A 25,816-nucleotide genomic window follows, 5' to 3' on the forward strand; every position below is an offset into this window, starting at 1 on the left:
AAGACTCATGCTTCAGATCGAACAAACCGTGGCCGCCACGCACGCTGCGCGTGCGCGTAACGGCTGGGCCACGGTCGCCGCGCTGTTTCTGTTCATGGCGCTCAATTTCGCCGATAAAGCCGTGGTCGGGCTCGTCGCGGTGCCGATGATGCGGGACATGGGATTGAGCCCGGCGCAGCTTGGCATCGTCGGCAGCGCATTTTTTGTGCTGTTCGCCGTGTCGGCCATCGGCGTCGGCTGGATCGCGGGCCGCCTCGATCCCACGTGGCTGCTCGCCGGGCTTGCGCTCGTCTGGGTGGCCGCGCAGTTGCCGATGATCTGGCCAGCCAGCTTCGCGACGCTCGTGCTGTGCCGCATCGTGCTGGGCGCGGGCGAGGGCCCCGCGTTGCCGCTCGCGATGCACGTGACCTATGAGGCCTTCGACGACCGGCGGCGCAGCCTGCCTACGCTGATCGTGCAGCTCGGCGCGACGGCGGGGCTCGTGCTGGCCGGGCCCGCGTTGACCTATGTCGAGCAGCGCTGGCACTGGCGCGCCACGTTCCTCGCACTCGGCGTAGCCGGCGTGGCGTGGGTCGCGCTATGGCTCGCGGTGCGATTCGCGGGGGCGCCACGGATGCGCGTTCGGGCAGCGGCCGCCCCGCGCGCCGTCACGCCCGGCTGGCGTGTGTTGCGCTCGCACTTCGGCAGCGCCACGGTGCTGACCGTCCTGTTCCAGTCGTTCGCGGGCTATGCGGTCGTCGCCTGCGGCATCACGTGGATGCCCGTGTATTTCCGCCTCGGGCTGGGCATGCCCCCCGCGCGTGCAGGGTGGCTGTTCGGTCTGCAGGTGCTTTTGCAGGTGCCGGTGGGGTTCGCGCTGGCCACGCTCTCGCACGCGCTGCTCAGGCGCAGCGTCTCGACGCGCATCGCGCGAGGCGTGCTCGTGAGCGCGTGCTGCACGGTCGGCGGGATCTTGCTGTGCGTCTCGTTTGCATCGTGGCCGCCGCTCGCGAAGGTGGCGCTGGTGGGCCTGGCCTGCGCATTCGCCACGCAGGCGTTCACGTTCGGGCCGCAACTCGTGGCCGAAGTCGTGCCGGGCGCGAACCGCGCAGCCATGCTCTCGACCGTTCATGCGCTCGCGACGACGGCCGGCTTGTTCGCGCCGGCGCTCATGGGACACCTCGTCGCTTCGACGGCGGGCCCACGCGGCTACGAAGCGGGTTTCGGCGCAATGGGCGCGCTGCTTGCCGTAGCGGGCATGGCGGGCTTTCTGTGGCTGCAGCCCGCAAAGGAGGGCCGCGAGACGCGCTGAGGTTCGTGTACCCGATTCAACCGGAAGCTTTATTGGGACGGGTTCTTTGGTAATTCGCAGTGCGATCCATTCCGCCAACGAGCGGATACCGACAACAGAAGAGGAGACATGCATGCGTTTGAAGCTGATTAGCCAGGGTGTGATGGGCGCGATGTTCGCAATGGCCGCGAGCGCCGCTTGCGCCCAGACGAGTGTGACGCTCTACGGTGTGGCCGACACGTTCTTCCAGTACCTGAACAACGGCGGCACTGCGTCGGTTTCCCAGCGCAGCGGCGGTTCGACGGGCTCGATGTTCGGCCTGAAGGGTTCCGAAGACCTGGGCAACGGGTTCAAGGCCAATTTCGCGCTTGAAAACGGCTACAACATCAACAACGGCGCGGGTTTTGCGGACACGACCGCCTTGTTCTATCGCCAGGCGTGGGTCGGCGTGGCACACGGCGACTACGGCGCGCTCACGTTCGGCAGGCAGTACCAGCCGAGCTTCCGGGCCGTCTACCCGAGCGATCCGTTTCGCGCCAACGAGGTGCTTTCGCCGCTATCGGCCGCCGTGCTCGCGACCGATCGCAATACGCTCTCCACGCAGTACGCCGCGGGCCGCACGAGCAACTCGATCCTGTATGTCTCGCCGAAACTGGCCGGGTTCCAGCTCAACGCCATGTATGGATTCGCTGCGACCGTCACGCAGCCGGTGCCGGCGACCACGGGCAACATTCTCGACGTTTCCGCGACCTATACCGGCTATGGCCTCTTCGTCGGCCTGGCCTACATGAACGAACATGCAGGCACGGAAACCGTGCCGGGCCTGCCGGCCGCCCTTACGCTCGTGGGCACGGAGCATTACACGGCGGCGCTCGCCTACCGTATCGGCATTGTCAACCTGCAGGCGAATTATTCCTATGCGAGGCCGAAGACACCGCCCACGCATTCTCTCGCGGCCGCGCTCGGCTCCGCGCATGCGTATAACGTGACGGAGGTTGGCGCGACGATTCAGGCCACCTCGTTCGACGCGATCCAGATCGCCGGTATTCAGCGCAACATACACGGCGTCAACGACGAAACGCTCGGCATCGAGCTTGGCTACGATCGGCAGATATCGAAGCGCACGAGCCTGTACGCACGCGCGGGGTATCTGAAGAACCACGGCCAGGCGACGATGAGCTGGCCCGGCATTTCGGTCACGGCCCCGCAATCGTCGCAAACGCTTGCCGTACTCGGTATCTCGCATCTTTTCTGAAGCCGGTTACTACGGACTGCAAATGAATGACGAGGCGGTGCGGCATGACAGCCTCGTCGCTTTCGATATGCCTTCATTTTGCCATGTGGAACAACAGGGTAGCGGCACGGCCAGATGCCCCCAAAACAGGTATGCTGGGGACATCCCGCGTGTCCCGCGCGGGGCACGAACGTGGAGTTCCCGATGTCTGCCAATCCTGCCAGTGTGTCCTCCGGACTGCGCGAAGTCTGGTTGATCCGTCATGGTGAAACGGAATGGAGCCTCTCCGGGCAGCACACCGGCCGCACCGATATCGCGCTCACCGGGCACGGGCGCGAGCAGGCGCGCTCGCTGGCGCCGTCGCTCGCCGCACAGCGCTTCGACGCGGTGCTGTGCAGCCCGATGGCGCGCGCCATCGAGACGTGCCAGCTTGCGGGACTCGGCGACGAGATGACGATTTCGGCCGACTTGCACGAGTGGGACTACGGGATTTACGAAGGCCTCAAGACAGCGGATATCCGCAAGACCGAACCCGACTGGAGCGTGTGGCATTCGCCCATTGCGCATGGCGAGGATCTCGCGCGGGTTCAGGCGCGCGCCGCGGCAGTGATCGAGGGGCTGCTGGCGATGCGGGGCCGCGTGGCGCTTTTTTCGCACGCGCATTTCCTGCGCGCGTTGGGGGGCTGCTGGGCTTCCGGTTCGGCGGCGCTCGGCGAGCATCTGTATCTCGACACGGCTTCGGTCAGCATTCTCGGCTTCGACCACGAAAGCCGCGCCATCCGCCGCTGGAATGCGCTCGGCGAGCGCAGGGCGTTGATGTGAAGACGCGCTGTCACGCACGCTCAGCGCAAAGAGCACGACAGCCAGTGCGCGATTCGCACGCCGTCCAGGCGCGAACCCTCGGGCGTCGCGCTCCCTAGCATCGTGACGATCACGGGCCGCCGGCCGTGCACCATCACGCGCATCACCATATTGTGGCCGGACTCGTTGATGAAGCCGGTTTTCTGCACGCTCGCGCGCACCTGCCCGTAGCGCACCAGCCGATTGCTGTTCACATACTGCAACTGCCCGCGGCCCGTGGTCACGCGTTCCTGATGGTCGATCGAATAGCGGCGAATCAGCGGGTAGCCATTGGCTGCACGCACGAGGCTCGCCAGCTCGCGCGCGGTTGAGACGTTCTGCGGCGACAGCCCCGTCGCGTTGACGAAATGCGTGTGCTTCATGCCAAGACGCTGCGCTTTCGCGTTCATGGCCGCGATGAACGCAGGCTGGCCGCCCGGATAGTCGCGGCTGAGCGCCGAAGCCGCACGGTTTTCCGAGGACATCAGCGCAACGTGCAGCATGTTCGCGCGGGTGAGCGAGGCTCCCACGCCGAGGCGCGAATGCGTGAACTTGAGCGTGTCGAGATCGGCGGTCGTGACCGAAAGCCGCTGTTGCAGCGGCGCATGCGCGCTATCGAGCCAGACGATGGCCGTCATGAGCTTCGACACCGATGCGATGGGCGCCACCGTGTCGGCATGGCGCGCGTAGAGCGGCGTGTGGGTGTTTTCGTCGACGACGTAGATCGCATGCGAAAAGAGCTGCTTGCGCGATGCCGGTGTAAAGCCGCAGCGGGCGAGCAGGCGAGGGGCGTGCGCGCTTTTGGCGCCCGCGTGCGCGGCGTGATGCGGCGCCCGCGGCGGGCCGTGTCTGGGCTTCGCGCGTTTGGTGCGGCGCTTCGTCCCGGAGAGCTTGGTGGAGGGCGCATCAGCGGGCATCGAACGGTGCGCGGGCTTGGCCTTGTGCGCGACTTTCTTTTTCTTTTTGGGCGTGGCGTGAACGGTTCTTTCTGCCGCGGTGTGATGAGCAACTGCATGGGCGCAGACCGGAGCCGCGCCGGCCGCGAGGCCCGCGACGATCAGGGCGAGCAGGCTGGGCAGCAATCGAAGTCGGGAAGCGAAAGGCATCGACAGATGGGCTTGTACGTTGGGTCTGCGCGGCGCGCGTCGAGATTCTGGCGGCATTGTTCGAGCCGCATCGGCCGATGAAGTTCCATTCCGGTTCCATAATCGTCACCCAGTGGGACCATCGTCGTATTGAACGGGCGGCGAGCGGGTCCGTATACTCCGTGATGCCAAGGGGGAACAGGGATGCTCAATCAACTCTCCGACACCTTCCTGCTCGTCTTCGCAGGACTCTTTCCCGTTATCAATCCGCCCGCGGCGGGGTTCATCGTACTGAGCATGCTGCCGCATGCGACGGCCAGCGAACGCGCCTTTCTCGCGCGGATCATTGCCATCAACAGCCTGTTTATTCTGCTCGGGGCGTGCTCTCGTTCTTCGGCATATCGATCCCGGTGTTGCGGGTGGCGGGCGGGCTGGTCATCGCTTTTGCCGGCTGGAACCTGCTGCACAAATCGCCCGATGGCGCGGAGGCGGCACAATCGCAGACGCCGCCGGATTCGGCGCGCCAGGCGACGCTGCGCGCCATGGCGTTTTATCCGCTCACGCTGCCGGTTACCGTCGGGCCGGGTTCGATCGCGGTCGCGATTGCGCTGGGCACGGGCCGGCCGCGCGGTCACGTGCAACTCGTCAATGTCGTCGGCGTGCTGCTCGCCTTGATCGTTCTTTGCTGCTGCATCTATCTCTGTGTGCGTTTCGCGGGCCATGTCGGCAGGCGGCTCGGGCCGGTCGGGACCGAGGTGCTCATGCGCCTGCTCGCCTTCGTGCTGCTGTGCATCGGCCTGCAGATCCTGTGGCTCGGGATCGAGGATCTGCTCGAGTCGGTGCCGCTTTCGGTGAGCGTTAAATAACCGCAGCCGTCGCCATGTTGCGCCGCATGAAAGGGAAAACCACGAGCCCATAACATCAGACGTCTGATGTAGATTGGAGCCCAATGTAGCCAACCACGCAATCTTGCGGAAGCCATGCGCCTGAGCGTCGATCAGTCGATGTGCGAGCGAATCCAGGATTCGCTGCTGGAAATGATCCGCGAGCGCTCGCTCAAGCCGGGCGATCAAATCCCCCCGGAGCCGGAGCTTTGCGAGTTGTTGGGCGTGGGCCGCTCCAGCTTGCGCGAGGCAGTCGCGCAGATGATTTCCCACGGTCTGCTCACGCGCGTTCACGGCAAGGGGACCTTCGTCAGACAAATCACGCTCAAGCTGCAAGGCGGTCTGGATGATCTGATGTCTGTGACGGACATGATACGCAGTGTCGGTGCGGTGCCTTCCACGAGCCGCTTGCAGGTGAGGACGATCGCGGCTTCGGGCAGCCTCGCGCAAAAGCTCGGCCTCGCCGAAGGCGATCCGTGCGTGCGCTTCGAACGCGTGCGGCGTGCCGACGATGCGATCGCCGCTTACTGCATCGACATCGTGCCCAAGGCGCTGCTCGAAGGGCAGGAACTGGGCGAGTCGCTGTTCGGCACGCTGGAGCGCGCGGGCGTGCGGCTCTCCCACACCCATAGTTCGATCCAGCCGACCGTTCTCACCCCGCGGGATTTGCCGGAACTGCAGGAGAACATCGGCATGTTCCTGCTGATCGACGAAGTGGATTTCGACGAGACCGGCCGCGCGGTCTGCTACAGCAACGACTATTACAACGCCAGCATTTTCAAGTTCGATCTCGTGCGCAAGCGACGTTAGGCGGGCCGGCGGCCCATTTCCGGACAGGAAGAACGTATGCACTTCGAAGCTTTCAGTTCTGCCGAATTGACCGACTATCTGCTGGGCGTTCCGGCCGTTTGCGCAAGGCTTGGCGACGACAGGGAGTTGCAGGTCGTCGAAGTGGGCGACGGCAATCTGAACTACGTCTACTTCGTGAGCAGCACGCGCGACCCGCGCCTGAGCGTCGTGGTGAAACAGGCGCCGCCGTACCTGCGGCTGGTGGGCGAGGCATGGCCCTTGCCGCGCGAGCGCATGGAGCGCGAAGTGGCGGCGTTGCGCCGCTTCGGCGCGCTGTGCCCCGAGCACGTGCCGAGCGTCTTCCACGCGGATAGCGAGAAGTTCCTGATGGTGATGCAGCGGCTCGATTCGCATCGTGTGCTGCGCGGGGGGCTGATCGACGGCATCGTGTATCCGCGGCTCGCCGATCACATTTCCACGTTTCTGGCCCGCACGCTCTTTCACGGCTCCGATCTCTATCTTGCGCCGGATGCCAAGAAAGCGGCCGTCGGCGGCGACATCAACACCGAATTGTGCAAGATTACCGAGGAACTCGTCTTCACGTTTCCATTCGAAGATCATCCCTCGAATGTCTACAGCCCCGCGCTGCCCGCGGCTGCGATCGAACGGCTGCGCACGCACGAGCCGCTACGGCTCGCGGCAGGCGAGATGAAGTGGGCTTTCATGAATCATGCGGAAACGCTCGTGCACGGCGACCTGCATACGGGCTCGATCATGGCGAACGAGCACGAGACGTATGTGATCGACCCCGAGTTCGCGTTCTATGGGCCGATGGGCTTCGACACGGGCGCGTTCATTGCGAACCTGCTGCTGGCGTATTACGCGCGCGACTGGCACGACCGCGAGGCAGGACGCGACCCGGCAGCCTACCAGGGCTGGCTGCTCGAGCAGGTGGAGGCCGTGTGGAACGCCTTCGCGCAGAAGTTCGCGCAGATCTGGCGGCTGCACGAGCGCGAGACCGGCCACGCGTATATCGGCGGCCCGGCGGGCACGCGTGCGGCGGAGGTCTTCCGCGACGATTTCATCAATCGCCTCTTCGCCGATACGCTCGGTTTCGCGGGCTGCAAGATGATCCGCCGCATCGTCGGCATGGCGAAGGTGGCGGAAATTACGAGCATCAAGGACGATGCGGTGCGCGCGCGCGTGGAAGTGCGCTGCCTGAAGCTCGCCGAAGCGCTGCTGGTACGGCGGCGCGAGCTGGCGTCGATCGAGGCGGTCACGGCGCTGGCCGCACAGGTGCTCACCGAATCGGTTTAAACGAATACAGGCTGCCGCATGAGCGGCAGCGCCCGGACAACCGGCATCGACGGAGAACGTATGACGTTGCAGGCGCAGCAATCGAGTCTTCCGCCCACCATCGAGTGGCGCGACGACGCCCTTTATCTGCTCGACCAGACACGTTTGCCGCGCGAATGCGTGGTCGAGGCCGTGGACAGTGTCGAGGCGGTCTGGCGCGCGATCCACGAGCTGCGCGTTCGCGGCGCACCGGCGATCGGCGTGGCGGCCGCCTATGGCCTGTGTGTGGCGATGCGGCACGAACCAACCGATTCGCGCGATACGTTCCTCGCCCGTCTCGCAGCGCACGCCGCGTATCTGGACAGCGCGCGGCCCACCGCGGTGAATTTGCGCTGGGCGCTCGAGCGGATGCTCTCACACGCACGCGCCGAGTCCGGCGCGACGGGCGCGGCGCTATATGAAACGCTCGTTGCCGAGGCGACGCGTATACATCAAGAGGATATCGAGCTGTGCGCGCGCATCGGCGCAGCCGGGCGCACGCTGATCGCGGCCGGCAGCGGCGTGCTCACGCACTGCAATGCCGGTGCGCTGGCCACGGCGGGCATCGGCACGGCGACCGCGCCGCTCTATTGCGCGCATCGCGACGGCGTGGCGTTTCGCGTCTATGCGGACGAGACGCGACCGCTCCTGCAAGGCGCGCGGCTCACCGCTTACGAACTGCAGCAGGCGGGGCTCGACGTCACGCTGATCACCGACAGCATGGCGCCGACCCTGATGGCCCAAGGGCTTATCGACCTCGTGATCGTCGGCACGGATCGCGTGGCCGCGAACGGCGACGTCGCGAACAAGATCGGCACGCTCGGCGTGGCGATCGCGGCGAAGCACTTCGGCATTCCCTTTTATGTGGCGTGTCCGTCGTCCACGCTGGATTTGCGCACCGCCAGCGGCGCAGACATCGTGATCGAGGAGCGCGGCTCCGCGGAGGTGACGCATCTCGCGGGGCAACGGACCGCGCCCGAGGGCATTCAGGTGCGCAACCCTGCGTTCGACGTCACGCCCCATACGCTCGTGACCGGCATCGTGACGGAGCGGGGCATCGTGCGCGCGCCCTTCGAGGCCAGTCTTGCCGCGCTGTTCGCGACCGGAGCGGCACTGTGAGCGGCGCGAGCGATGGCCGCCGTGCGGGCGAGACGGCGGAACGCGCACGCGACGCGCGCGCGGAAACCGAAATGCGCCAGCAGATCGTCGATACAGCGCGCGAGATGGAGCGCCTCGGCATCAATCAGGGCACGTCGGGCAACGTGAGTGCGCGCTGGCATGACGGACTCCTGGTGACGCCGAGCGGCGTGCCGAGCGCCGCGCTCACGCGTGAGCGCATCGTCTGGATGCCGCTCGACGTGCGCGACGACGATCCGCTCTTCGAAGCACAACGCCCCTCGTCGGAGTGGCGTTTTCATCGCGACATCCTGCGTGCGCGCGCTGACGTGAACGCCGTGGTCCATACGCATTCGCAGGCCGCGACGGCGCTCGCGATTCACAGTCGCGGCATACCCGCGCATCACTACATGGTGGCAGCGGCGGGCGGCAATTCGATTCGCTGCGCGCCGTATGCGACCTTCGGCAGCCAGGCGCTCTCCGATCACGCGCTCGAAGCGCTCGACGAGCGGCTCGCGTGCCTGCTCGCGCATCACGGCGTCATCGCGCTCGGCCGCGATCTCGCGCGGGCGTTGTGGCTGGCGAACGAGGTGGAGGTGCTCGCCAGGCAGTATTTGCTGGCCTGCCAGCTCGGGGAGCCGCCGCTGCTTTCCGACGCGCAAATGGAGGAAGTCATCGAGAAGTTCAAGGGCTACGGCCCGCGCAGGTAATACGCGCGCGCGCTCGCGTCCAGGCAGTCGTTGCAATGCACAGCACACACGGTAAACACGATTACGCAGTCGGTTGGCGGTTCGCAGGTCAGTCAAAAACCAGCAGATCAAAGACAGGAGACGGTGATGGCGTGGAGTTCAGCAGGGTTCGACAGATGGGTGGCGCGCAGCGCGCGCATGGGAGCCACGGCCGGCGTGACGATGTTCGCCGCCGCGGCAATGCTGGCAGGCTGCTCGAAGAGCGAGTCGCCCTCGACCACGGCGGCCGCGTCCGACGCCGCCGCCGCGAGTGCGCCGGCGCAGGCCGCGGCGGCGGCGCCGGCCGTCACGAAGGTCAAGGTCGGCTTCTCGATCGCCACGCTCAATAACGCGTTCTTCGTCGGCCTGAAGAACGGTGTGGAGCGCGGCGCGGAAAAGCAGGGCTTCGATCTCGTGCAGACCAACGCGAACGGCGACGCGCAGCAGCAGGTCAACGACACGCTCAATCTGCTGAGCCAGGGCGTGCAGGCGATCGTGCTCAATCCGATCGATTCGAAGGCGATCATCCCGGCGGTCGAGAAGGCCAATTCGATGAACGTGCCGGTCTTCATGCTCGACCGGGGTTCGGACGGCGGCAAGGTGACCTCGTTCGTCGCCTCGGACAACGTAGCGCTCGGCGCCACCGGCGCGAAGTGGATCGCCGACCAGTTGAGCAAGCGTTACGGCTCGCCCAAGGGCAACGTGGTCGATCTGATCGGCCTCATCGGCACCACGGCGGCGACCGATCGCGAGAAGGGCTTCTCGGAAGAGATCGCGAAGTATCCCGACATCAAGGTCGTCGCGCGCCAGGAAGGCGGCTTCGATCAGGAGAAGTCGCTCAACGCGATGACGAGCATTCTGCAGAAGTATCCGCAGATCGACGCGGTATTCGGCGCGAACGACGACAACACGGTCGGCGCGGAAAAAGCCATCGACAATGCGGGCCGCTACAAGCCGCTCGGCGACCCAGGCCACATCATGGTGATCGGCGCGGACGGCACGGCGCAGGCGCTTTCGGCGATCCGCGCGGGCAAGCAGGACGCGACGATCTCGCAGAACCCGATCGGCATGTCCGCCAAGGCGATGACGTTCATCACCGACTATGAGGCGAAGAAAGACGTGCCCGCGAACTACGCGTGGCCGACCTATCTGATCGACAAGTCCAACATCGATTCGGAAGGCGCGAAGCAATACGGTCTGTGGGCTCTCGAAGTCAAGCAGTAACGGGCGGTCGTAAGCGCCGGCTGTGCGCGACGCGTGCGCCGGCGCCCGGGATGAACGGATGAAACGCGAATCAGGTTCGGCAATGGACGTATCGCAGCAGGAGAACACCAGCGCGGGCGGCAGCCCAGGCTCGCCGCCGCTGTTGCGCATGAGCGGCATCGTGAAGAGCTTTCCCGGCGTGAAGGCGCTGCGAGGCGTGAGCCTCGAGCTCCGTGCGGGGCACGTGATGGCGATCGTCGGCGAGAATGGCGCGGGCAAGTCGTCGCTCATCAAGACGCTCTCCGGGGCTTACGAGCCGGACGAAGGCACGGTCGAGATCGACGGCGTGCGCCTCGCGCGCGGCACCCAGGCCGCGATCGACGCGGGCGTGGCCGTGATCTATCAGGAGCTTTCGCTCGTCAACGACATGACGGTGGCCGAAAACCTCTTTCTTGGCCGCATGCCGCGGCGCTACGGCCTCGTCGATCATTGCAGCGCCAACGCCATGGCGCACGAGGCGCTGGCCCAGGTCGGGCTGGAAGGCGTGCCGCCCGCCATGCGCCTGGGCGATCTGCCGCTCAACAAGCGCCAGCTCGTGGAGGTCGCCAAGGCGCTCGCGCGCGACGCGCGCATTCTCGTGATGGACGAGCCCACGGCCGCGCTCCAGCATTACGACATCGAGCATCTCTACGCCGTCGTGCGGCGACTGCGTGCGGCGGGCATGGGCATCATCTTCATCTCGCACCATCTCGAAGAGGTCTTCGAACTGGCCGATTCGGCCGTGGTGATGCGCGACGGCGCGACGGTCGGCGCGCGGCCCATGTCGGAATGGAACGAACCGGCGCTCGTGCAGGCGATGGTCGCGCGCAATCTCGACTCGTTCTATCCGTGGGAGGCGCGCCCCTACGGCGACGTCGTGCTGGAAGCGCACAACGTGGCGAGCGCGCCCGTGCTGCGCGACGCGAGCTTCAGCATTCGCGCGGGCGAGATCGTGGGCATTGGCGGCATCGCGGGCGCGGGACGGACCGAGCTTCTGAAGACGCTTTGCGGCGCGCTGCCGCTCAGCGGCGGCGAACTGCGGCTGCGCGGGCGCAGGCTCGCGCTGCACTCGCCCGCGCAAGGCATGCGTGCGGGCATTGTCTACACCGCCGAGGACCGCAAGCTCGAAGGGCTCGTGCTCGACGCGAGCATCGAAGAAAACGTCGCGCTTTCGAGCTTGCGGGCGCTGGTGCGCGGTGGCTTCGTGAGCGCGGCGAGAAAGCGCCGGCTCGCGCGCGAGGCGGTCGAGCGCTTCGCGGTGCGCGCGCCCTCGGTCACGTCGCTCACCGGCAATCTTTCGGGCGGCAATCAGCAGAAGGTAATTCTCGGGCGCGCGAGCGCGACGTCGCCAGCCGTGATCCTGCTCGACGAGCCCACGCGCGGCATTGACGTCGGCGCGAAGACCGAGATCTATGCGCATATCGTCGCGATGGCGCGCGCGGGCGCGGCCGTCGTGCTCGTGAGCTCAGAACTGCCCGAGCTGCTCGGCATGTCGGACCGCGTGCTCGTGATGTATCGCGGCAGCATCGTCGGCGAAGTCGCGCGCGAGCACGCCAGCTCGGAGACGATCATTCAATGGGCTACCACCGGAGTTGCAGCATGACGTCCACCACGGTTCGACCGCGCGAAGAAACGCAAACCCTGCAACAGCGCGTGCTGCGCCAGCTGCGCAGCGGGCTCGGGCCGCTCATCGCGGCGCTCGTGCTGATCTGTATCGCGCTCTCGCTGGCGTCGCCCGAATTTCTCACCACGAGCACGCTCACCAACATCATGGTGCAGGTGTCCGTGGTCGGCATCGCGGCAGTGGGCGGCACGTTCGTGATCATCACGTCGGGGATCGACCTCTCCGTGGGCTCGCTCGTCGCGCTGAGCGGCATGGTGGCCGCGACCGTCATGGCTGGCGCGAACCCGGACGCGGTCGGGCTCGGCGTGGCGGGGCTCGTCATCGCGCTCTTAACCGGCGCGGCGGTGGGCGCGCTCAACGGCTTCGGGATTGCGTGGCTGCGGCTCGTGCCGTTCATCGTCACGCTCGCGATGATGGCGATGGGACGCGGCCTCACGCTCGCGATTTCGGACGGGCGCACGAAATTCGACTTTCCCGCCGTGTTTACCGCGTTCGGCGCGAAGACGTTTGCGGGCCTGCCCGCGCCGATGCTCGTGATGCTGGCCGTGTTCGTCATTGGCCACGTATTGCTGCGCAAGACCGAATTCGGCCACCAGGTGTTCGCCGTGGGCGGCAACAAGGAAGCGGCGCGGCTCGCGGGCATTCCGGTGAGCCGCGTGATCTTTCTCACCTACATGTTCGCGGGCGTGACCGCGGCCATTGCGGGCATCGTGCTTGCGGGGCGGCTCAACTCGGCGTTGCCATCGGCGGCCAACGGGCTGGAGCTGCAGGTGATCGCAGGCGTCGTGATCGGCGGCACCTCGCTCGCGGGCGGGCGCGGCTCGATCGTCGGCACCTTCATTGGCGTGGTGCTGATCGGCGTGATCAATGTCGGACTCTCGCTGCTGGGCGTCAATCCGTTCTGGACGCAGTTCATCCAGGGCGGCGTGATTCTCGCGGCCGTTTTGCTCGATGCGCTGAGCCAACGGCGCAAGCTTTGAACGGAGAAGTCAACGTGAGCGGTGGTGCGAAGGCCACCCCATTACTGGAGACGCGACACGTGAAAAAGATCATTAATCATCCTGATCATTTTGTCGACGAGATGATCGACGCCTTGCTGCTCGCCCATCCGGGCTGGGTCAAGCCGGTCACGGCCGACCGCCGCGCACTCGTGCGCGCCGACGCGCCGAACGTGGGCAAGGTCGGCATCGTGACGGGCGGCGGCTCCGGGCACCTGCCGGGCTTTCTCGGCTACGTGGGCAAGGGGCTCGCAAGCGGCGTGGCGGTGGGCAACGTATTTTCGTCGCCGTCGTCGGAGCAGATCTACGAGGCCACCAAGGCGGTGCACGGCGGCGCGGGCGTGCTCTACCTGTACGGCAACTACGGCGGCGACGTGTTCAACTTCGATCTCGCTGCGGATCTGGCCGACGCCGACGGCATCGATACGCGCACCGTACTCGTTGCCGACGATGTCGCTTCTGCGCCGCCCGAGCGGGCCTCGGATCGCCGCGGCGTGGCGGGCATGGTGTTCGGCTTCAAGTGCGCGGGCGCGGCGGCCGAACGCGGCGACACGCTCGACGAAGTCGCGCGCATTGCCGCGAAGGCGAACGGCGCGACGCGCACGATGGGCGTGGGCCTTTCGCCGACGATCCTGCCGGCGGCCGGCAAGCCGACCTTCACGCTGCCCGATGGCGAAATGGAGATCGGCATCGGCATTCATGGCGAGCCGGGCACGCACCGCGGCAAACTGGAGAGCGCGGACGCCATCGCCGACCGCCTTGCGGGCGCGATCCTCGGCGACTTGCAGGCCACGGCCGGTTCGAGCGTTGCGCTGCTCGTCAATGGACTCGGCGCGACGCCGCTCGAAGAGCTGTATCTGCTGTACCGGCGCGCCGCGCAGACCGTTGCCGCTGCGGGGCTGCGCGTGGCGCGCGCCTATGTGGGCGAGTACGTGACGAGCCTCGAAATGGCGGGCGCCTCGATTTCCGTGACGCAACTCGACGAGGAACTCGACACGCTGCTCGACGCGCCGGTGCGCTCGCCGTTCTGGCGCGAAGGATGGCGCGTGGACGAGGGAGGTGCGCGATGAGTCTTTCGGTCAGCGAAGTCAGGGCACGGCTCATCGACGCGTTGAACGCGATGCCCGCCAGCGCGGAGGAACTGCGCGAACTCGATGCCGCGCTCGGCGATGGCGATCTGGGCGTCACGGTGAAGGCGGGCTCGCTCGCAGCAGCCGATGCCATTGCGAAGCTGCCGCCCGACGCCGCGCTGGGCGACGTGCTGATCGCCACGGGCAAGGCGTTCTCGACGGCGAACCCCTCAACGTTCGGCGCGCTCGTGGGCGGCGGCCTGCTCGCTGCGGCGAAGACCGTGACGGGCAGCCATGCAGCGGGCCGAGCCGAAGCGCTCGCCATGGGTCGCGCGGTGGCCGCGCGCATAGTCGAGCGAGGCAAGTCGCAGCTCGGCGACAAGACGGTGCTCGATGCACTCGTGCCGAGTCTCGATACGCTCGAAGCGTTCGAATCAGGCGGCGACGAGCGCGCGCTGCTCGACGCGATGATCGACACGGCGGAGCACCAGGTGCGCGCCACGGCCGCGTTGCAGTCGAAGAAAGGGCGCGCGGCGTGGGTGCAGGAACGCAGCATCGGTCACGCCGATCCTGGCGCGACTGCGTGGCTCAGGTTTCTTCAAGCGTGGCGAAGGTGAGCTTCGCCACTCAACTCAACGAACAAGCATCTCGGCCACGCCGGCCGCCGCCGAAAACACGACGACAACGAGCGGCGGCACCTTCCAGCGCGTGAGCAAAAAGAAACCGATGACCGCAACCGCAAAGTCGATCCGCGACTGGACGGCGCTCGTCCACACCGGCGAATAGAGCGCCATGGCGAGCAGCCCGACCACGGCTGCATTCACGCCAGCCAGCATCGCCGCCATGGAGGGATGGGCGCGAAGCGCTTGCCAGTAGGGCAGTGCGGCGAGCACGAGAAGCAGGCCTGGCAAGAAGATGCCTGCCAGCGCCACGCAGGCGCCCAGCGCATGACTCGATGGACCGCTCATGATCCATCCAAGAAAAGCCGCGAACGTAAAGAGCGGGCCGGGCACGGCCTGGGCGGCTCCGTAGCCCGCAAGAAAGTCGTTCGGCGAGACCCAGCCCGTTGCCACGGTCTCACGCTGCAGCAGCGGCAGCACCACGTGACCGCCACCGAACACGAGGGCGCCTGAGCGGTAGAAAGCGTCGAACACGTGGACGGTGTGCGTCGTGTCGAATGCGGCAAGCGCCGGAAGCCCGAAAAGCAGGACGCAAAAGAGGACGAGCGCGACCAGACCGGCGGTACGCGACACGCGAAACTCCTGCGTGTGCTGACGCGTGCCGGCGATGGTTCCCGAAGTCGTGGATCGGCACAGCACGATACCGAGCGCGGCGCCCAGCACGATGACGATCAACTGTGCATACGCCGTCGTCATGACAGAGAGAAGCACGACCGCAACGAGTGCAATGCCGGCGCGGCGGTGGTCGGGGCACAGGCGGCGCGCCATGTCCGAGACGGCTTGCGCGACGACCGCCACGGCGACGAGTTTCAGTCCGTGAATCAGCCCGCTTCCCACGGGGCCGCCGAGTTCAGGCGCGATGCTGGCAAACGCGATCAATAGCGCGACGGATGGCAACGTGAAGCCGCACCAGGCGGCCAGGCCCCCTGGCCAGCCGGCGCGCAGCAGCCCAATCGAAAAACCGGTCTGACTACTGGCGGGACCCGGGAGAAACTGGCAGAGACCGACCAGATCCGTGAAGGTTTCGTCGTCGAGCCAGCGACGCCGGTCGACGAACTCGCGACGGAAGTAGCCGATATGGGCAATGGGGCCGCCAAAGGATGTCAGGCCCAGCTTCAGAAAAACCCACAGCACTTCGAACACGGAGCCCGCATGGTCCGGCTCTGAGGTCGACATATCTGTTTCCATGGAAATTCTGTCGTAAGGAATGCGAACATCGGTCGAGGCTGCCGCGATCATACCCGATCTGCTGGCACGAGCGCAGGACGGGATGCTTTCACAGCGCTGATCCGGTGGTTCGCAAACAACACACGGCCAATGGACCGCTTAAAGCGTCATTCCTCTGCGTAAATCGAGCCGATAAGACGCTGAACTCTTCTCATTGATGCTCTCGTTCGTGCGCTGCACGCGTCAAATGTCTATGCTCGTTGTAATTGTCCCGACACAGTGCCCCGGAGGGAGTGATGCAAGCCGATCCAAAAGTCATTGAATATCTCAATGCGGAACTGAAGAACGAGCTGACGGCGATTAATCAGTACTTTTTGCACGCACGACTTTACGGACACTGGGGTCTCGCAGGACTCGGCAAACACGAATATGACGAATCGATCGACGAGATGAAGCATGCCGACAAACTGATCGAGCGGATTCTCATGCTCGACGGCCTGCCCAATTTGCAGGATCTTGGCAAACTTCTGATCGGCGAAGACGTTCGTGAAGTGCTCGAGTGCGACCTCAAGCTCGAACGCACGGCGCAGGCACAGTGCAAGGAAGCCATTGCGTACTGCGAATCCGTGCGGGACTTCGTGTCGCGGGAAATCTTCGTCGAGATCCTGGACGACACCGAGGATCACATCGACTGGCTGGAAATCCAGCTCGGGTTGATCGACAAGATCGGCCTTGAAAACTATCAGCAATCGGCGATGGGCTCGGCCAGCTGATACGCAATCCGGCGTGGGCGTTTCCTTCCGGGCGTACGGTGCCAGCGTGAATGACTGGCGCTGATCGATGCCGCGCCCATGATTGTTCACGATGCTTGGGCGAGTGCCGAACGGCCGGGCCTGGCGGGGCTTGCGCCGGTTCCTCACCGTAGCCGGTAAGCGTATGCGATGCGTTACCATCAGCATCCGACGTTTTCTGCCTTCCCACCATGGAACTCCGGCATCTCCGCTAAGCCTCCGCCAGCAGCGGGACTCGACGGCCGGCCTACGCGTATTTGTCGCCTACCGAGTTGCGAATGATCCGGTGGACGCGGATTCATTTCGCTTTGCCAAACGCATCCGCGATCTGCCGCGCGCGCTTGACTTCGTCGCTGTGCAGATAGATCGAGGTGGTCGAAACAGAAGCGTGCCGCAGGTTGTCGCGCACCGTGGTCAGTTCCGCGCCGCGCCCGAGCGCGTGCGTGGCGTGCGTGTGGCGCATCCAGTGCGGACTCGCGCGGCGCAGCTTCTCCGCAAGCGGCGCGTGATCGGCCTCGATGGCTTTGGCGGCCAGCAGGAAGAAGCGCCGCAGCACGCCCCACAAACGCACGCTGCTGATCGCGGCGTCGCTGTCGGCCTCGAGACTGCCGATGACCGGAGTCGCCGGATTCCAGCGCACGGACACGACAGGCAAGTCGCGTTCGGCCAGATAGTGCGCGAGCGCGTCCCACGCGAGCGGCGGCAAGGCGACGCGCGCGAGCTTCTTTCCCTTGCCCGTCACGCGCAGCCAATGATCGCCGCGTGCGTCCGTCTCGACGTGGCCGAGCGTGGCCCCGACCAGCTCGCTCGCGCGCAGGCCGGTCGCGTAGCCGAAATCCAGCAGGAAGCGCAGCCGTTGTGCCGCTGGCGCTGACCAGCCGTACGACCACTCGAGGCCGTCGGCGATCGTGCGCACGAGCGCCCATTCCCCTTCGCTGAATGCGTGCGAAGTGTCGAGCGCCTGCACGCCGCTCGCGCCGCGCACTTTCACGCCGGAAAACGGATTGGCGAGCACGTAACGCTGCTCGATGAGCCAGCGGAACAGCGCGCCGAGGATCGACAGCGCATGCGCGACCGAGCGCGCCGAGAGGCTGCCGTTGAACGGCCGCCAGTCCGGCGAGGTGCGCGCTCGCACGGGGCCGACCCAGCGACCGCGCGGAGACGGATGGCGCAGGAACGCGCGGTAGGCGATGGCGTCCTCGGTCGAGAGCGACGAGAGCGCGCGGCCACGCTCGACGATCGCCCAGAGGATCAGGCGTTCGGCTTCCTTCCGGTAGGTACGCTGCGTGGCGGGCGATTCGTGCAGCGCGAGCCAGGTCTGGATCGCTTCATAGTCGTTCGACGCGTCCAGCGTGCAGGTCGCGCGCGGTGCACGGAACGTGCCCTCGGAGCCGTCGACTTCGTGCGGCAGCTTCAGGGACTCCCACGGTGCGATGTCGCCGCGCTGGCTCGCCGCGATGAGTGCGCGCGCCTTTTCCGTGAGTGCCGGCCAGGCCGCAAAGAACGCCTCGATTGCGCGGGCGCTCGCCATCCCGAGGCCCGGCACCGCTTTCCACCACTGGCGGCGGCGCGGGATGCGCACGGTCAGGTCGGCGAGCGTGGTGATGCCGTGCGCGTACAGCACCCGCACGGCACGCGGCGCAAACCACTGTGCGATGTCGTCGGCGATCTGGGGTTCGGGAGGGCGGGCGGTGCGCAGGCTGTCGATTGCCTGCGCGACAGCCTTGGCGTGCCGCTCGCGTTCCGCCACCGGGTGCTCGAACAACGCCGCCAGATCGTCGCGATGCGCCACGCGCGCGAGGGCGACGAGCCTGCGCCGGATGCGCCCGAGCACGCCACGCGCCGACTTCCCGTCGCCGAGCGCCGAGGGGAGATAACGCTCGACGGCGGCCCGCACGGCGAGGCCTGCATACCACGCGCGCAGCATGGCGAGTTCGTCGGCGTCGGGGAACCCGGCCGGTTCGGCGGAAGCGGGTGCGGGAAGGGGAGGGTGACGCGTTTTCATGCGACGAAGTTTAGCGTAGAAATAGATGTATAGTGATAAGAAGGATTATCTTCATAGATGCAAACGGTATGGATTTTCAGCAAAAACGCGAGATGCTCCCGCAAGTGGCGGCCCAGGTACGCTGGCGTCGCGTAGTTGCCGCCGAAGGCGAACGCCAGAACTCGGCTCATTCCCCATGACGGCGGCGCAGCCAGATTTCACGATTTCTCGCGCCGCCTATACTCTGACTGACCATCTTCACATTGCCTTCACGCTGATCTGAGGTTGTTAGCGAACGGCGCAGAAGAGAGCGAGCGCCAGCGGCCAGTATCCAGCAGCAATCGTCCTCAGTTGTATCGACTCGCGCGCGCGCCGGCCGAGATCATTCTCGACATGGGAATCGGCGACACCTTCAATGCAAGGATCGCGGGAAACGTCGCAAACCAGGACACTATCGCACGACGGTGATTGCCAACGCTTCGCCAGGCTCGGCGCATACTGTCGAGCGCAGCACCTACGCGGGTGAAGTGCAGACGAGAATCAAACCGCTGGATATCGATTATCCGCAGGAAATCTTCTCCTTGTCGCATGTCGCGATTCCGTTCCCGATCACGGACCCGCTGTATGGCATTGCGCCGGACGATTCGGAAAACTTCAATGAGCACCTCGGCACGCTTGCGCCGCGCGGCGAGCGCGGCACCCTGATCCTGACGCTCGATTCGATGTTCCGCATCGCGTCGAATCCGTACTTTCCTTATTTGCTGCAGCGTATCGATGAAGGGATGGGCGCAACGCCGCCGCCGGTCGTGAAGTCTCCGCCGCGCACCCATGAAACCGCTGCTGGGACGCCTGACAATTTCTTTGATGACCTGAATGCACTCGAACAGGTTGGGGCCGATGAGCCTTAGACCAGAGTGCTTCAAAAGACTAGTCTGGCAGCCGCACGCGTTGAGACGCGCTTGACGAGGGCTCACTACGGCCGTAGCCACCGCAGGCTGATCGGCACAGCGAGAACCTTCCTGTATAGCGCGATCAGCGCGCCGGTCACCGCCATGCCCGCGAGGCGCCAGATCGGGCTGCCAATCATGCAGGCCAGCCAGGCGACGATCGCCGCGCCGATCATGTCGAAGGGCCAGTGCACGCCGACAAAGATGCGAGCCCACGCAACGGCAATATCGACGATCAAGGCAAGCAAGCCGATTCCCCGCTTCCCGCCGTACAGGAAGGTGAACGAGACTGCGGAAAGCAGCGTCACATGATCGCTAGGAAACGAAGAATCGGGAGCATGGGCGAGAAACGTATGGCCCGTTGCGCTAGCGAAAGGGCGGGGGTGATACCACGCCAGACCGATCAGCTGGTTGATGCCGAGGGCCAGCAAGCCGGCAAAACAGGCGCGCACGGCCAACGCGCGGCGCTCGTCCGAACCTGTCAACCATAGTGCCGCCAGCATGGCCGGGACCAGCAGGATCGCATAGTCCGCGATCAGCGTGCCCGCAGCAATGAGCCAATGCGGCGTTGCGGGTGTGGCATTGAGTGCGAGAAAAATGGTTCGGTTCAATGTTTCGACTGCATCCATAGGGGCCCTCTTTTTTCACGCCCGTTCTTGCGTCACCGCTGGAAGGCGGTTCCGGATGTGTTGTCAGAGGCGATTCTACGCACCGGCCCCTTAACGAAACCTTAACAGGGGCGACTGGAATCCACCGTCAGGCCGCGTGGACGGCATGACATGGCCAGTTTTGTCAGTATGTCGGCCGGTTTGACCAGTCTGTCCGGCGCATGTTGGCGCTAGGATTGCCACGGCGCGCCCTGGCGACTTCCTGAACAGGTCGGGACCAGGCGTAGAAACAGGCTGCGCCGCCGCTTCACAGGCGGCAAAACAGATAAGTGAGGAATCCATATGAGCAGGGAAGTCGTGGTGGTGGGCGGTGTGCGGACCGCGATCGGCAAATTCGGCGGCCGCCTGAAAGACGTGCCGCCAACCGAACTCGGTTCAATCGTCGTGCGCGAACTGCTCGCGCGAAGCCATGTCGAGGCAAAGGACGTGGGGCATGTGGTGTTCGGCAATGTGATCGCCACCGAGCCGCGGGATTTTTACCTGTCTCGCGTCGCGGCGATCAACGCTGGCATTCCCGAATCGACGCCTGCGTTCAACGTCAACCGGCTGTGCGGTTCGGGCCTGCAGGCAATCGTTTCCGCTGCCCAGACCATTCTGCTCGGCGATGCAGACGTGGCGATCGGCGCTGGCGCCGAGAACATGAGCCGCGCACCGTACATCACGACCGAGGCGCGCTTCGGCGCACGCATGGGCGACGCGCGCCTCATCGACATGATGCTGGGTGCGCTCAATGATCCGTTCCACACCGTGCCGATGGGCGTGACGGCCGAAAATGTCGCGGGCCGTTACGGCATCACGCGCGAGCAGCAGGACAACCTCGCGCTCGAGTCGCATCGTCGCGCGGCGCGAGCGATCGCAGAGGGCCGGTTCGCCAGCCAGATCGTGCCGGTCAAGCGCACGGTGAAAGGGCGCGAGACCATCTTCGACACCGACGAACATTTGCGTCACGATGCAACGATCGACGACTTCGCGAAGCTCAAGCCCGTATTCGCGAAGGAGAACGGTACGGTCACGGCGGGCAACGCTTCCGGCATCAACGACGCAGGCGCGGCCGTCCTGCTGATGTCGCGCGCAGCGGCCGAGGCACGCGGTCTCGCGCCGATGGCGAAACTCGTGGCATATGCACACGCGGGTGTCGATCCGCTTTACATGGGTATCGGCCCGGTGCCGGCTACGCGTCTTGCGTTGCAGCGCGCGGGGCTGTCCGTCGCGGACCTCGATGTGATCGAGTCGAACGAGGCCTTTGCCGCCCAGGCATGCGCGGTCACGCAGGAGTTGGGTCTGGACCCTGAAAAGGTGAACCCCAACGGCTCGGGCATTTCGCTCGGCCATCCCATTGGCGCGACTGGCGCACTGATCGCCGTGAAGGCGCTGCACGAACTCAAGCGCGTTGGTGGCCGTTACGCGCTCGTCACGATGTGCATCGGGGGCGGGCAGGGGATCGCCGCCATTTTCGAAAATGTCCAGTAAATTGTGTGCGCCTTCGGGCGCGCCACATAAAGCCATGCAAATCGACACATTGGGAATCGTGGGCGCCGGGACGATGGGTTCCGGCATCGCGCAGGTCGCCGCGCTCGCTGGCCTGCGCGTGGTCGTGGTCGACGTCAGCGAGGCCGCGCTCGACAGGGGGCTCACCGCGCTGAAGGGAAGCCTCGACCGGCTCATCGCGAAAGACAAGCTGGACGCGGCGGCGAGCGATGCCGCGCTCGCGCGCATCGAGACGTGCACCGACTATCAGCGGCTCGGTGCTGCCGGGCTGATCATCGAAGCCGCCACCGAAAACCTCGATCTGAAGCTGCGCATCTTGAAGCAGATTGAAGCGGTCGCGCGTCCCGACGCCATTCTCGCTTCCAATACGTCCTCAATCTCGATCACCACGCTTGGCGCCGCGCTTGCCGACCCGTCGCGCCTCGTCGGCATGCACTTCTTCAATCCGGTGCCGTTGATGCCGCTCGTTGAGATCATCCGGGGCCTCGAAACCGGTAGCGCCGCAGCGGAGATGGTCCACGAACTGACGCTGCGGCTCGGCAAGTCGCCGATCAGCGTGCGCAATTCGCCGGGGTTCGTGGTCAACCGCATTCTCGTGCCGATGATCAACGAGGCTTTCTTCCTGCTCGCCGAAGGCGTCGCGCCAGCCGAGGATATCGATACCGGCATGCGTCTCGGCGCGAATCAGCCGATTGGGCCGCTGGCGCTTGCCGACCTCGTTGGGCTCGACGTGGTGCTTTCGGTCATGGACGTCTTTTACAAGGACTTCGGCGATTCGAAATACCGCGCGTGCCCGCTGCTTCGTGAACTGGTGGCCGCCGGACGTCTGGGCCGCAAGACTGGGCGCGGCGTCTTTAGTTACAGCTAGAAGGATTGCGGCGGAGGTTCCGCGGGCGGTCAGCCCGCGGGCGTTGAAGGTGATTGTCGAGATGTGATGCGGTGGATTCTGATGTTTGCGAACATCATAAAAACTGCGATAATTTGCATTATGTTAAATCCAATAGCCATCGTAAATAGATAGCATTATGTTAAATAAAAGATAACCACATCTCCAGCACCACGGTCAGCGCGATCCGCCTCCCTCAGCGCCCCTCATCCATTTGCTGGCCAACGACACCCGCCATCACACGCCAGCGATCGCTTGCCAGAACGGTCTGTGCGTCCATGCGCCTGAACATATCCAGGAGCGGCGCGACGAGCCCGGTCCAACCGGTCTGGTGACTTGCACCGAGCCCCGCGCCGTTGTCGCCGTGGAAATACTCGTAGAACAGGATCAGGTCACGCCAATGCGGGTCGTCCTGGAACTTGCCTGTCCCGCCATAAACCGGGCGCCGACCATCCTCGCCGCGAAGAAACGTAGCCGTCAGACGTCGGACGATCTCCTGCGCCACCTCGAACAGCGTCATCATCTGCCCGGATCCCGTCGGGCATTGAACCTTGAACTCGTCGCCGAAAAAGCCGTATAGATTCGTCAGCGCCCTGACGATCAGAAGATTCACCGGCATCCACACCGGCCCCCTCCAGTTCGAGTTGCCGCCGAACATGCCGGTATTCGACTCCGCAGGCAGATACTGGACCTTGTATTCCTGTCCGCCCACCTCGAGTGTGTACGGGTGGTCGAGATGGTAGCGAGACAGCGAACGGATGCCGTACGGTCCCAGGAATTCGTTCTCGTCGAGCAGATATCCGAGCACACGCTCCAGTTTCCGCGTATTCAGGATCGACAGGAGTCTGCGCTCTCTATGGCCGATAAAGCCAGCATCGGTTGGTGCCACGTGCGCAAGCAACTCCGGGTAACGGCTTCGAAATTGTGCGATCAGCTCCATGAGTCTCGGGCAGCGCGAGACTGAATCGGCTTCGAAAACCGTCGACGCGCACAGCGGCAGCAAGCCGACCATCGACCTCACTTTCAAGCGCATCGTCTGACCGTCGGGCAGTCGCAACAGGTCATAGAAGAATCCGTCCTGCTCGTCCCACATGTCGTCCGGTTGGTCTCCGAGCCGGTTCATTGCGTAGGCAATCCACATGAAATGCTGGACGAACTTGAAGGCGATCTCTTCGTACATGGGGTCGTGCTCGGCCAGGATGATAGCCATCTCCAGCATGCTCTGGCAATAAAACGCCATCCACGCGGTGCCGTCCGCCTGCTCGAGCGAACCGCCTGTGGGAAGCTGAGCGCTGCGATCGAACACGCCAATGTTGTCGAGCCCGAGAAAGCCACCGGCGAAGACGCTTCGACCCGAGGGGTCCTTACGGTTGACCCACCAGTTGAAATTGAGCATCAAGCCCTGGAACGAGCGCTCGAGAAAGCGCGGATCGGCGCGTCCCAACGCTTTCTCATACTTGTAGAGCCAGAGCGTGGCAGCGGCATGCACGGGGGGATTCACGTCACTGAAGTTCCACTCGTAGGCCGGGATCTGCCCGCTTGGGTGAAGATACAGGATGCGCAGCATCAACAGCAGCTGCTCCTTGGCAAAATCGAAATCGACTGGAGCCAGTGCGATCGTATGAAAAGCCAGATCCCATGCTGCGAACCAGGGGTACTCCCATTTGTCCGGCATGGAGATCACGTCGGCATTCAGCATATGGAACCACTGAGTATTGCGCACCGCGTGGCCGCTCGCTTCGAGCAATGGATGGCTCTGGTGCTCGCGCAACCACCGCTCGAGATCGAAGTAGTAATACTGCTTGCTCCACAACATGCCTGCCAATGCCTGCCGGTGTACGCGTCGCTCATCGTCGGTCAGTACCGTTGGCGCTATACGTTCGTAGAACGCGTCCGCTTCGGTCACGCGAACGTCGAAAGTCCTCTCGAAGTCATCGAAGGCGTTGTCGAGCTTGACAGTGCTCAGGCGCAGCCTGATGGTCGCAGTGCCGCCCGCGGATACCTCGCATATGTAATGGGCCGCAGCTTTGGTTCCCGCTTTCGCCGGATTCACGGCGTCGCCCTGCCCGTCAATGACATACGCGTGGAACGCGTCCTTCACATAAGGGGAAGCGTTGGGTTGGTTCCACAGACGCCGTGCGTTGCTTTCGTTTTCCGTGAAGAGCAGTTCCGTTGCCCCGTCGCAATAGAGCCAGTACTCGCCCAGTTCCTGATGCGTCGCGCGAATGACGCCTGAGTCCGCTTCGCAGAGCGAAGGCCTGTATTCGTCGTAGCCCCACGACCAGGTATTGCGAAACCACAGCGTTGGCAGAACGCGAAGCCGCGCCTCTTCCCTTGCCCGGTTGTGCACGGTTACGCGTATGAAGATGTCTTCTGGGGCCGCCTTCGCGTATTCGACGAACACGTCGAAATACCGGTCGTCATCGAATACGCCTGTATCGAGCAGTTCGTACTCGAGCTCACCGCGCGAACGCTTTCCGTTTGTCTCGACCAGATCCCGATAGGGAAATTCCCGCTGCGGATATTTGTACAGATACTTCATGTACGAGTGCGTGGGCGTGCTGTCGACATAGAAGTAGTATTCCTTCACGTCCTCGCCATGATTGCCTTCGCTATTGGTCAGACCGAAGAGACGCTCCTTCAGGATGGGATCGTGTTCGTTCCAGAGGGCAAGCGCGAAACACAACCGTTGCTTGTCGTCGCAGAGACCGCCGATGCCATCCTCTCCCCATCGGTAGGCACGCGAGCGCGATTGATCATGGGTGAAATAATGCCAGGCGTCGCCGTCGCCGCTATAGTCCTCGCGGACCGTCCCCCACTGGCGCTCACTGAGATACGGGCCCCACTTCTTCCACGGCAGCTGCGCGGTACGCGACTCGTTCAGACGCCTTTCCTCCGCTGCGTCGACGTTTGCAGGGCACATGCCTCGCCTCCCGATCCGCGAGATGGTCGTGAATTACCGTAGCGATGGGCCGGCGCTCGCATCAAGC

The 25,816-nt window shown here is 64.7% G+C and carries 22 protein-coding genes and 1 pseudogene; 18 read left to right on the forward strand and 5 right to left on the reverse strand.

Annotated features, from left to right (window positions below; translation table 11 throughout):
* Positions 1-7: 7 nt before the first annotated feature.
* The 3 genes from AB4Y44_RS09325 (at position 8) to AB4Y44_RS09335 (ending at position 3,326) form a co-directional block, all read left to right on the forward strand.
* Entirely contained in the window at positions 8-1,291 is a 1,284-nt protein-coding gene (locus AB4Y44_RS09325; protein WP_368699297.1) for an MFS transporter, read from the forward strand.
* A gap of 112 nt (positions 1,292-1,403) precedes the next feature.
* Entirely contained in the window at positions 1,404-2,525 is a 1,122-nt protein-coding gene (locus tag AB4Y44_RS09330) for a porin (protein WP_368699298.1), read from the forward strand.
* 183 nt (positions 2,526-2,708) lie between these two features.
* Positions 2,709-3,326 (forward strand): histidine phosphatase family protein, encoded by a 618-nt coding sequence (locus AB4Y44_RS09335; protein ID WP_368699299.1) that lies wholly within the window; start codon positions 2,709-2,711, stop codon positions 3,324-3,326.
* A 20-nt stretch (positions 3,327-3,346) separates the two neighbouring features.
* Here AB4Y44_RS09335 and AB4Y44_RS09340 read toward each other — a convergent pair whose 3' ends face one another.
* Entirely contained in the window at positions 3,347-4,426 is a 1,080-nt protein-coding gene (locus AB4Y44_RS09340; RefSeq protein ID WP_368699300.1) for a serine hydrolase, read from the reverse strand.
* Positions 4,427-4,527: 101 nt separating this feature from the next.
* Here AB4Y44_RS09340 and AB4Y44_RS09345 point away from each other — a divergent pair, with 101 nt between their 5' ends.
* The 10 genes from AB4Y44_RS09345 to AB4Y44_RS09390 all read left to right on the forward strand — a co-directional run bounded on the left by AB4Y44_RS09345 (position 4,528) and on the right by AB4Y44_RS09390 (position 14,832).
* Positions 4,528-5,295 carry a MarC family protein gene (locus AB4Y44_RS09345; RefSeq protein ID WP_368699301.1) on the forward strand — a complete coding sequence of 256 codons (768 nt, stop codon included), beginning with the start codon at positions 4,528-4,530 and terminating at the stop codon, positions 5,293-5,295.
* A 138-nt stretch (positions 5,296-5,433) separates the two neighbouring features.
* The gene (locus AB4Y44_RS09350) at positions 5,434-6,123 is read left to right on the forward strand and encodes a GntR family transcriptional regulator (protein WP_342920753.1); all 690 of its coding nucleotides are present in this window, start codon (positions 5,434-5,436) and stop codon (positions 6,121-6,123) included.
* Between the two features lie 36 nt (positions 6,124-6,159).
* Positions 6,160-7,419 (forward strand): S-methyl-5-thioribose kinase, encoded by a 1,260-nt coding sequence (gene mtnK / locus AB4Y44_RS09355; RefSeq protein WP_368699302.1) that lies wholly within the window; start codon positions 6,160-6,162, stop codon positions 7,417-7,419.
* Between the two features lie 60 nt (positions 7,420-7,479).
* Positions 7,480-8,556 (forward strand): S-methyl-5-thioribose-1-phosphate isomerase, encoded by a 1,077-nt coding sequence (mtnA, locus tag AB4Y44_RS09360; protein ID WP_368699303.1) that lies wholly within the window; start codon positions 7,480-7,482, stop codon positions 8,554-8,556.
* Positions 8,557-8,627: 71 nt separating this feature from the next.
* Positions 8,628-9,263 (forward strand): class II aldolase/adducin family protein, encoded by a 636-nt coding sequence (locus AB4Y44_RS09365; RefSeq protein WP_368687115.1) that lies wholly within the window; start codon positions 8,628-8,630, stop codon positions 9,261-9,263.
* Positions 9,264-9,389: 126 nt separating this feature from the next.
* Positions 9,390-10,505, forward strand: a complete 1,116-nt coding sequence (locus tag AB4Y44_RS09370) for a sugar ABC transporter substrate-binding protein (protein WP_342920750.1) — start codon at positions 9,390-9,392, stop codon at positions 10,503-10,505.
* 82 nt (positions 10,506-10,587) lie between these two features.
* Positions 10,588-12,126 carry a sugar ABC transporter ATP-binding protein gene (locus AB4Y44_RS09375; RefSeq protein WP_368699330.1) on the forward strand — a complete coding sequence of 513 codons (1,539 nt, stop codon included), beginning with the start codon at positions 10,588-10,590 and terminating at the stop codon, positions 12,124-12,126.
* The gene (locus tag AB4Y44_RS09380) at positions 12,123-13,127 is read left to right on the forward strand and encodes an ABC transporter permease (RefSeq protein ID WP_368699304.1); all 1,005 of its coding nucleotides are present in this window, start codon (positions 12,123-12,125) and stop codon (positions 13,125-13,127) included. Before AB4Y44_RS09375 ends, AB4Y44_RS09380 begins: the two co-directional genes overlap by 4 nt.
* 59 nt (positions 13,128-13,186) lie before the next feature.
* A complete protein-coding gene (locus AB4Y44_RS09385; protein WP_368699305.1) occupies positions 13,187-14,215 on the forward strand; it encodes a dihydroxyacetone kinase subunit DhaK in 1,029 nt (342 codons plus the stop codon).
* A complete protein-coding gene (locus AB4Y44_RS09390; RefSeq protein WP_342920747.1) occupies positions 14,212-14,832 on the forward strand; it encodes a DAK2 domain-containing protein in 621 nt (206 codons plus the stop codon). The genes AB4Y44_RS09385 and AB4Y44_RS09390 overlap by 4 nt, the downstream gene beginning before the upstream one ends.
* A 15-nt stretch (positions 14,833-14,847) precedes the next feature.
* Here AB4Y44_RS09390 and chrA read toward each other — a convergent pair whose 3' ends face one another.
* Positions 14,848-16,071 carry a chromate efflux transporter gene (gene chrA, locus AB4Y44_RS09395; RefSeq protein ID WP_368699306.1) on the reverse strand — a complete coding sequence of 408 codons (1,224 nt, stop codon included), beginning with the start codon at positions 16,069-16,071 and terminating at the stop codon, positions 14,848-14,850.
* A 287-nt stretch (positions 16,072-16,358) separates the two neighbouring features.
* Here chrA and bfr point away from each other — a divergent pair, with 287 nt between their 5' ends.
* Entirely contained in the window at positions 16,359-16,835 is a 477-nt protein-coding gene (bfr, locus tag AB4Y44_RS09400) for a bacterioferritin (RefSeq protein WP_342920745.1), read from the forward strand.
* Positions 16,836-17,151: 316 nt separating this feature from the next.
* Here the strand turns inward: bfr and AB4Y44_RS09405 are convergent, their stop codons facing one another.
* Entirely contained in the window at positions 17,152-18,858 is a 1,707-nt protein-coding gene (locus tag AB4Y44_RS09405) for a phage integrase family protein (protein ID WP_368699307.1), read from the reverse strand.
* A 280-nt stretch (positions 18,859-19,138) separates the two neighbouring features.
* Between AB4Y44_RS09405 and AB4Y44_RS09410 the strand changes: the two are divergent.
* Positions 19,139-19,287 (forward strand): annotated as a pseudogene (locus AB4Y44_RS09410) (carbonic anhydrase); the annotation flags it as partial.
* 14 nt (positions 19,288-19,301) lie between these two features.
* Positions 19,302-19,745: a hypothetical protein gene (locus AB4Y44_RS09415; RefSeq protein WP_368699308.1), complete on the forward strand. Its 444-nt coding sequence runs from the start codon at positions 19,302-19,304 to the stop codon at positions 19,743-19,745.
* Positions 19,746-19,810: 65 nt separating this feature from the next.
* On the opposite strand, the gene AB4Y44_RS09420 is transcribed toward AB4Y44_RS09415, so the two are convergent.
* A complete protein-coding gene (locus AB4Y44_RS09420; protein ID WP_342920742.1) occupies positions 19,811-20,413 on the reverse strand; it encodes a phosphatase PAP2 family protein in 603 nt (200 codons plus the stop codon).
* Between the two features lie 321 nt (positions 20,414-20,734).
* Here AB4Y44_RS09420 and bktB point away from each other — a divergent pair, with 321 nt between their 5' ends.
* Together bktB and AB4Y44_RS09430 are read left to right on the forward strand one after the other, a co-directional pair.
* Positions 20,735-21,922 (forward strand): beta-ketothiolase BktB, encoded by a 1,188-nt coding sequence (bktB, locus tag AB4Y44_RS09425; RefSeq protein ID WP_368699309.1) that lies wholly within the window; start codon positions 20,735-20,737, stop codon positions 21,920-21,922.
* Positions 21,923-21,956: 34 nt separating this feature from the next.
* Positions 21,957-22,808: a 3-hydroxybutyryl-CoA dehydrogenase gene (locus AB4Y44_RS09430; protein ID WP_342920740.1), complete on the forward strand. Its 852-nt coding sequence runs from the start codon at positions 21,957-21,959 to the stop codon at positions 22,806-22,808.
* 214 nt (positions 22,809-23,022) lie between these two features.
* Here the strand turns inward: AB4Y44_RS09430 and AB4Y44_RS09435 are convergent, their stop codons facing one another.
* Entirely contained in the window at positions 23,023-25,749 is a 2,727-nt protein-coding gene (locus tag AB4Y44_RS09435; protein WP_368699310.1) for a glucosidase, read from the reverse strand.
* Positions 25,750-25,816 lie beyond the last annotated feature (67 nt).

The sequence above is a fragment of the Paraburkholderia sp. BR10937 genome, from assembly GCF_040965695.1.
Classification (GTDB): domain Bacteria; phylum Pseudomonadota; class Gammaproteobacteria; order Burkholderiales; family Burkholderiaceae; genus Paraburkholderia.